Origin of the sequence: Nocardia colli, assembly GCF_008704205.1 — a bacterium.
In the GTDB taxonomy this organism is placed as follows: Bacteria; Actinomycetota; Actinomycetes; order Mycobacteriales; family Mycobacteriaceae; genus Nocardia; species Nocardia colli.
Genome location: NZ_VXLC01000037.1, coordinates 86,934 through 93,959, shown reverse-complemented (window position 1 = coordinate 93,959; position 7,026 = coordinate 86,934). Strand labels below are relative to the sequence as shown.

The 7,026-nt window shown below is 67.9% G+C and carries 7 protein-coding genes; 5 read left to right on the top strand and 2 right to left on the bottom strand.

Annotated elements, in window-relative coordinates; all coding sequences use genetic code 11:
• Together F3087_RS42700 and F3087_RS42695 are read right to left on the bottom strand one after the other, a co-directional pair.
• Positions 1 to 1,182: N-acetylmuramoyl-L-alanine amidase (locus F3087_RS42700; protein ID WP_150407896.1), on the bottom strand; the 1,182-nt coding region annotated here is incomplete at its 3' end.
• A gap of 143 nt (positions 1,183 to 1,325) precedes the next feature.
• Complete coding sequence (locus F3087_RS42695) at positions 1,326 to 1,904, bottom strand: sigma-70 family RNA polymerase sigma factor (RefSeq protein ID WP_191094426.1); 579 nt, start codon at positions 1,902 to 1,904, stop codon at positions 1,326 to 1,328.
• A 189-nt stretch (positions 1,905 to 2,093) separates the two neighbouring features.
• Between F3087_RS42695 and F3087_RS42690 the strand changes: the two genes are divergently transcribed.
• The 5 genes from F3087_RS42690 to F3087_RS42670 all read left to right on the top strand — a co-directional run bounded on the left by F3087_RS42690 (position 2,094) and on the right by F3087_RS42670 (position 6,975).
• The gene (locus tag F3087_RS42690) at positions 2,094 to 2,465 is read left to right on the top strand and encodes a hypothetical protein (protein ID WP_150407895.1); all 372 of its coding nucleotides are present in this window, start codon (positions 2,094 to 2,096) and stop codon (positions 2,463 to 2,465) included.
• Positions 2,466 to 2,493: 28 nt separating this feature from the next.
• Positions 2,494 to 3,243, top strand: coding sequence for an SDR family oxidoreductase (locus F3087_RS42685; protein ID WP_150407894.1), 750 nt, complete (start codon positions 2,494 to 2,496; stop codon positions 3,241 to 3,243).
• A gap of 262 nt (positions 3,244 to 3,505) precedes the next feature.
• Complete coding sequence (locus F3087_RS42680) at positions 3,506 to 4,198, top strand: hypothetical protein (protein ID WP_150407907.1); 693 nt, start codon at positions 3,506 to 3,508, stop codon at positions 4,196 to 4,198.
• A 334-nt stretch (positions 4,199 to 4,532) separates the two neighbouring features.
• Positions 4,533 to 5,699 (top strand): transcription termination factor Rho, short form, encoded by a 1,167-nt coding sequence (locus F3087_RS42675; RefSeq protein WP_150407893.1) that lies wholly within the window; start codon positions 4,533 to 4,535, stop codon positions 5,697 to 5,699.
• A gap of 76 nt (positions 5,700 to 5,775) precedes the next feature.
• Entirely contained in the window at positions 5,776 to 6,975 is a 1,200-nt protein-coding gene (locus F3087_RS42670; RefSeq protein WP_223885783.1) for an MFS transporter, read from the top strand.
• The last annotated feature ends 51 nt before the right edge of the window (positions 6,976 to 7,026 follow it).

The following is a 7,026-nucleotide window of genomic DNA, read 5'->3' as shown; positions in this document are numbered from 1 at the left end:
CCCTTGCTGAGCTTGACCTTGAGGGGTGTTCAGCGCCTGCGGTGCGGTCGCGCCCGCCGGCGGCTCGGTCGACGCCGGATTCGGCTGGAACTGCGGCGTATTCGACTGGAGCTGCGGTGCCGAAGCACCGGCCGGCGGCTCGGTCGACGCCGGACGCTGCGGCAGCGGCGCCGTATTCAGCGGTGCCTGGATCTGCGGCTCGGCCAACGCCTGCGGTGCCGTCGCACCCGCCGGCGGCTCGGTCGACGCCGGATGCTGCGGCAACGGCGAAGAATTCGGCTGGACCTGCGGCGCTGCCTGCGCCTGCGGCACGGCCGGATCCGCGGCCGGATGCTGCTGCGGCAGTGGCGCCGCGGCGGGCTGCTCGCCGCTCACATTCGGCGTCACCGAATGCGCGCCGAGCAGATACCCGACCAGTCCGGTCGTGATGGTGACGGCGTGCTTGAGCTGCCCTTCCTTGCTCTCCAGCATGGCCGCGTCCTCGGCGTTGGCCCCGTTGCCCATCTCGATGAACACGTCCGGCACCGCGGTGAGCGCGGGTCCGGCGATGTCGCGGCGCGGCATCAAGCCATCCGCGCTCGCGTACGGCGCCGGGACGAACCCGGCCCCCAGGTAGGCGTCGCGCATCGCCGTGGACGCGGCCAGCCCGGCATTGGACTGGATCGCGTTGATCGTCGCGTCGGGGATCGGCAGCTCGGGCACGATCAGATGGAAGCCGCGCTGGTCGGCGGGCGCACTGTCGGCGTGAATGCTCACCGCGACGGCAGCACCGGACTCGTTGGCGGCCCTGGCGCGGTCGTCGACGCAACCGCCCCAGCCCTGGTCATCCTGGCGACTCAACTTCACCTGCGCGCCGAACTGCTCCAGCGCGGTCTTCACCAACTGCGCCACGTTCCAGTTGATGGTGTGCTCGGGGACGCCGTTGACCGTGACCATGCCGGTGGTCTGGCAGTCCTTCGTGCCGCCGCGACCGTCGCTGACCTGTTTGGCCACGTTCTCGCTGTGGCCGGGTCCTTGATGGCCGGGGTCGAGGAACACGGTCTTGCCTGCGAGCTTGGTCGCCAGGTCCGGCTGCGCCGGCTCGGCCATAGCGGTGACCGGCACGAACCCGGACAGCGTCACCGTGACCGCGGCCGTGACGGCGGAACAGATTCCGGCCCTGATGATGCTTGGCTGCTTCATGTTCGGTCGGTGCCCCGGGACAGGGCACCCCTCCCTTCCCATTAGTAACACCAAACCCAGTGGTTCACTCTCGCAACGCGAGCACCAGCATAGCAACCCCAGTTATCCAACCGTTACCGCTGCTGCGGTGTGTTCACCGGCAATCAGGCGCCGCGTGGCAGCCGGCGCAGCGAACGCAGGGCATAGTGCACCCGCGTCTTCACCGTGCCGACCGGGACGCCGATGTCGTCGGCCACCTCCTGATAGGCGCGATCGCGCAGGATCACCTCGATCACCGCCTCCCGCTGCGGTTCGGGCAGCAGTGCCAGCAGCTCCGCGACCAGCAGTCCGTCGATCAGGCCGTCGGCGAAGTCGGGATGGGCGTAGCGGACGTCGCTGAGCTCGCCGACCTCGTCCCAGCCGGTGTCCCCCGGCCGGGCGGCCCGCGCCCGGACCATGTCGATGATGACGTTGCGCAGGATAGCCAGCAGCCAGGTCCGCACGCTGCCCTTGGTCGCATCGAAGAATCCGCAGGAACGCCACGCGCGCAGCAGCGACTCCTGCACGGCCTGCTCGGCAAGTCCGCTATCGCCCAGCGCATGCATTGCCCGCCAATGCAATAGGGCTCGATCGGTGGCCAGCACCGCGGCCAGCCCGGCATCGGTGCACAGGCCCGCGCACTGCGTGCCGCACGACGGGGAACGTCGAACCGTCCGGACGGACTCCAACCGAGCACATGTCATACCTCGGATATCGCGGCCGACTCGACCGATGACAACATCGTGCGCGATTTGGTAATGCATCCACACAAGAAATGTGGAATGCGGCACATCCGGCCGGGTCCTCTGGTAGATCTTGGCCCGGAGATTTCGGGGATCTCCCTGGTCAGCCGCTGCGCGGCGGTTGCCGCACGATTCGAGGAGAACATCGCCATGCGCGCAAGCACGCTGCTCATCGCCGGCGCCCTGACGTCCGCGACCACCCTGCTCGGCGCCGGGACCGCGGCCGCCGAACCCGCGAACACCATGCCCGGAGACGGCGTCTATCTGGTGGGCGTCGACATCTTCCCGGGCGTCTGGGAGGCCCCCGGCACGCCCGACCCGGCCTACGGCTGCGACTGGCGCAGGCTCTGGAAGGTCGAGGGCGACAACACCGAGATGGAATACATCATCGGCAACAACTTCACCCGGCACGGCCCGATCCGGGTGGAGATCAAGCCGACCGACGTGGGCTTCAAGACCACCAACTGCGGCGCGTGGCGGCTGCTGCCCCCGCCGCCGCGCACGGGATCGTTCGGCGGCTGACGCCGGCGCCTCGCTAGGGTCAGGCCCCATGACGAGGACCAAGATTCTGATCACCGGCGCGAGCGCGGGCCTCGGCGCCGCGATGGCCCGCGACTTCGCGAGCAAGGGCCGCGACCTCGCGTTGTGCGCGCGCCGGCTGACCGCGCTCGAAGAGCTGCGGGACGAGCTCGTCGCGGCGCATCCCGGCATCACGGTCGCGGTGCGCGCGCTCGATGTGGACGAGCACGAAGCCGTGCCGCGGGTCTTCGGCGAGTTGCGCGCCGAGCTCGGCGGGCTGGACCGGGTCATCGTCAATGCGGGGCTGGGCAAGGGCGCGGTGCTCGGCACCGGCCGGGCGCGCGCCAATATCGCCACGGCGACAACCAATTTCGTCAGCGCGCTGGCGCAGGCCGAGGCGGCGCTGGAGATCTTCCGCGAGCAGAACGCCGGGCATCTGGTGCTGGTGTCCTCGATGAGCGCGGTGCGCGGGTTGCCGGGCAAGAAGGCCGCCTACTCGGCGAGCAAGGCGGGGCTGGCCGCGCTCGGGCAGGCGCTGAGCACCGAACTGGCGAAGTCGCCGATCGCGGTCACCACGCTGCTGCCGGGGTTCATCGCCACCGATATGGCCGCCAAGGCGGGCGATGCACGCTTGGTGGCGCCGCTGGACAAGGGCGTGGCCGCGATGGTCGGCGCGATCGAGAAGGAACAGCGGCGGGCATGCGTGCCGGCGTGGCCGTGGCGCGTGCTGGATCGGGTGCTGCCGGTATTGCCGGGCGCGATCGTCGCGCGCATCAGCTGAGTCGCGGCCGCTCGGCCGCTCGGCATAAATAACAAATAGAGTGTCGCGCGCCACATTATCGGATGCTAAAAGTTAGCCAAATGTCCGATTTTATGTTTCTTTAACACATTCAACTTCTAATTGACGTTTCCCTAGCGCCTCCTGTTACACGTTCGCAATAAAGTGCGACGAGCCTTTGCACAGGTTCGTAACGATGGGCCGCGCCGGCTCGTGCTCCCCGAAGTGCCGACGGTGCTCCTGCTGAGGAAAGTGTTTGAAAAGTATGAGGGTCAAGAAGTTCGCTGCCGCGTCCACGCTGGTTATCGCGGCTGTCGGGATCACAAGTGGCACCGCCTACGCAGAGCCTGCCGCACCGGCCCCCGTCCCGGGGTCGACCGTGCAGACCGACATTCTGCCCGGCATCCACTACACCGCGAATGTGGTCGACAAATCGGTCGTGCTGAAGACCGACGCCGGGTCGTTGACGACACAGGGCACGCAATTCCAGGTTCTGGATAATCAGGGCAACCTGGTTGCTGGCATGCCGCTGACTTATCTCAAAGACGGCCTGGAATGGCCGATCGCGGCCCAGATCGACGGCAACACCGCCACTTTCACGCCGAGCACCGACGCGGCGGACGCACACCCCGCCACGATGCTCCAGCCGGTCGCGGCCAAGGATGTCGCGGGCGTCGACTTCAACACCGCGTTGAGCACGGCCGCCACCCAGTTCGGCCTGGCGACCGCCATCGGCACGCTGGTCGGCACGCTCGTCGGCGGCGTCCTCGGCTGTGTCGCGGGTGCGATCATCGGCGCGCCGCTCGTGGTGCCGACGTTCTTCGCCGGCCCGATCGGCCTGTGCATCGCGGGCGCCGGCGTCGGCATCGCGCTCGGTGCCGCGGCGGGCATGATCCTGCTCGGCGTCCCGGTCGGCATCGCCAGCGCGGTTCAGTTCTTCAGCTCGGTCTACGGGTAAGCAACACCGATAACCGCCGAGGCCCGGCAGGTGACTCTTCGTCGCCTGCCGGGCCTTCTCGTCGTTACCGGCATTCCAGGGAATACTTCTGCGACGACGGTCGTTGAGCTGACCGAGACCATTGCGCGCCGATGATCGAACCTGTACTCTCGGCCACGTCTTCTCCTTGTGGATGTAGGTAGTTCTCCCACAAGAATTTCGAGATCCCCCTTCCGACCCGGTCGACAGAACCGTTCCGGAATACCCCGAGGATCCCTACCCCGCGACGTGCATCATGCCGTCGCATTCACGGCCGTTCGCCGTACCCAAAACTCACTCCCCAGAAGGAAATCCCATGAACACCAACACAATCAACGACATCGACACCGATGACAGAGCGGCCGAAGCACCACCGGCCCGCACCGTCACCGGCATCCTCGACCTCACCGACAATCGCGGCACCCTGCGCCTGGACGGCTACCTGCCCGGCCCGGACGATATCGCCGTGCCGCAGCGCCTGATCCGCGAACACAAACTGCGCCGAGGTGACTTCCTCACCGGCACAACGCAATCCGCAGACAACAACGGCAAACCCGCGCCTCTGCGCACCGTCGGCACCGTCAACGGGCAGCACCCGGACAAGATCCGCAACCGCCCCGCCTTCGCCGACCTGGTGCCCATCTACCCCAACGAACGCCTGCGGCTGGAAACCGAACAGCACGCCATGACCACCCGCGTCACCGACCTCGTCATGCCGATCGGCAAGGGGCAGCGCGCCCTGATCGTCGCACCGCCCAAAGCAGGCAAAACCTCTGTACTGCAAGCCATCTCGCACGGCATCGCGAAGAACCACCCCGAATGCGCACTGATGCTCGTGCTGGTCGGCGAGCGCCCCGAGGAGGTCACCGACCTCACCAGGGCCGTCCCCGCCGACGTCGCCGCCGCCACCTTCGACCAGCCCGCCCGCGAACACATCGCGGTCGCCGAACTGGCCATCGAACACGCCAAACGACTCGTCGAAATGGGCCGCGACGTCGTCGTCCTGCTCGATTCGCTCACCCGCCTCGCCCGCGCCTACAACCTGGCCGGTCCCGGTTCCGGCCGAGTCCTGTCCGGCGGCGTGGAGGCCTCCGCGCTCGCCCCGCCCAAGCGCTTCCTCGGCGCCGCCCGCAATATCGAGAACGGCGGCTCGCTCACCATCATCGCCACCACGCTGGTGGAAACCGGTTCGCTGGCCGACACGGTGATCTTCGAGGAGTACAAGGGCACCGGCAACGCCGAGCTCAAACTCGACCGCGGCGCCGCCAACCGCCGGGTCTTCCCCGCCGTCGATATCGGCCAGTCCAGCACCCGCAAGGACGAACTGCTGCTCGGCCCCGACGAGTTGGCCGCGACCCACACCCTGCGCAAAACCCTTGCCACACTGGACAATCAGCAGGCCCTCGACCTGCTCCTCGAAGGACTGCGCAAGTCCGAGACGAACGCCGAATTCCTCGCCCCGATGCGCGCCGGACGCGGCTGAGCGGGTTTTCGCCCTCGATACGGTGGTGGCGTAAACCCGCCGGATCGGCCGCCGCACCGCTGCTGAACTGGCCGGTGTGTCCACACTTCGCACTACTCCCGCACCCATCCGCGGCCGCCGGACCGGCTGGCTGGCCGTCGTCTCGGTGATGATCGCGATCTTCGCCATCGTCACCACCGAGATCCTGCCGATCGGCCTGCTCACCTCGATCGGCGCCGACTTCACCGTCTCCGACGGCATGGCCGGGCTGATGATGACCATGCCCGGTCTGGTCGCCGCCGTCACCGCGCCGCCGGCCACCGTCGCCACCGGCCGGATAGACCGGCGAATCATGTTGTGCCTGTTTATGTTTCTGCTCGTGCTGGCCAATGCACTGGTGGCCGTCGCGCCCGCGTACTGGGTGGTGCTGGCGTCCAGGGTGCTGGTCGGCGTGACCATCGGCGGCTTCTGGTCCATCGCCGCCGGGCTGGCTCGTCGACTGGTGCCCGAGGCCTCGGTGGGCCGGGCCAATGCGGTGATCTTCTCGTCGGTGCCGCTCGGCTCCGTGCTCGGCGTGCCCGCGGGCACGTTGCTCGGCGAGATCGCCGGGTGGCGAATGACATTCGTGGTCGTCGGGGTGCTCACGGCGGTGGTGCTCGGCATGCTGATGGCGTTCCTGCCGCCGCTGCCAGCCGGTACGGTCACCCGGGCGGCCGTGCTGCGCGGGTCACTTCGCGGCATCGATGTTCGATTCGCCTTGCTGACCACGTTTCTCGTCGTGCTCGCACATTTCGGCACGTACACCTACGTGACGCCGTTCCTCGAACAGGTGCCACGGCTCGGACCGGGCATGATCACACTGCTACTGCTGATCTATGGCACCGCAGGCGTTCTCGGCAACTTCCTCGGTGGTGCCGCGATCGTGGTACGCCCGCACGCCACCCTCGGTTGCGCCGCGGCGATGCTGGCCGCCGCCATGCTGTTGCTGCCGGTGTTCGGCCGGTGGGAGGCGGGAGCGTTTGTCCTGCTGATCATTTGGGGCATCGGCTACGGCGCGATACCGGTGTCCACCCAGGCCTGGTTCGCCAAGGCGGTGCCGCACGCGCCGGAAGCGGCCTCGGTCCTGTTCACCGCCTCGTTCCAGGCCACATTCGCCCTCGGTGCGCTGGCCGGCGGATTGGTGGTGGACCGTGGCTCGCCGACCGCCGTGATGTTCGTCGGTGGATTCGTCGCGACACTGACGATCGTCGCGGTGCTGGCCCACGCCGCGCAGCGATACACCTGGCCTGATCGATAGCGATTACCTCGCGGGTAATCGACCAGCGGCATCGGATCGGGCAGGATCGCC

Coding starts and splice junctions, on each gene's coding strand:
- F3087_RS42695 (WP_191094426.1), bottom strand. CDS start 1,904: ATGACATGTGCTCGGTTGGAGTCCGTCCGGACGGTTCGACGTTCCCCG.
- F3087_RS42690 (WP_150407895.1), top strand. CDS start 2,094: ATGCGCGCAAGCACGCTGCTCATCGCCGGCGCCCTGACGTCCGCGACC.
- F3087_RS42685 (WP_150407894.1), top strand. CDS start 2,494: ATGACGAGGACCAAGATTCTGATCACCGGCGCGAGCGCGGGCCTCGGC.
- F3087_RS42680 (WP_150407907.1), top strand. CDS start 3,506: ATGAGGGTCAAGAAGTTCGCTGCCGCGTCCACGCTGGTTATCGCGGCT.
- F3087_RS42675 (WP_150407893.1), top strand. CDS start 4,533: ATGAACACCAACACAATCAACGACATCGACACCGATGACAGAGCGGCC.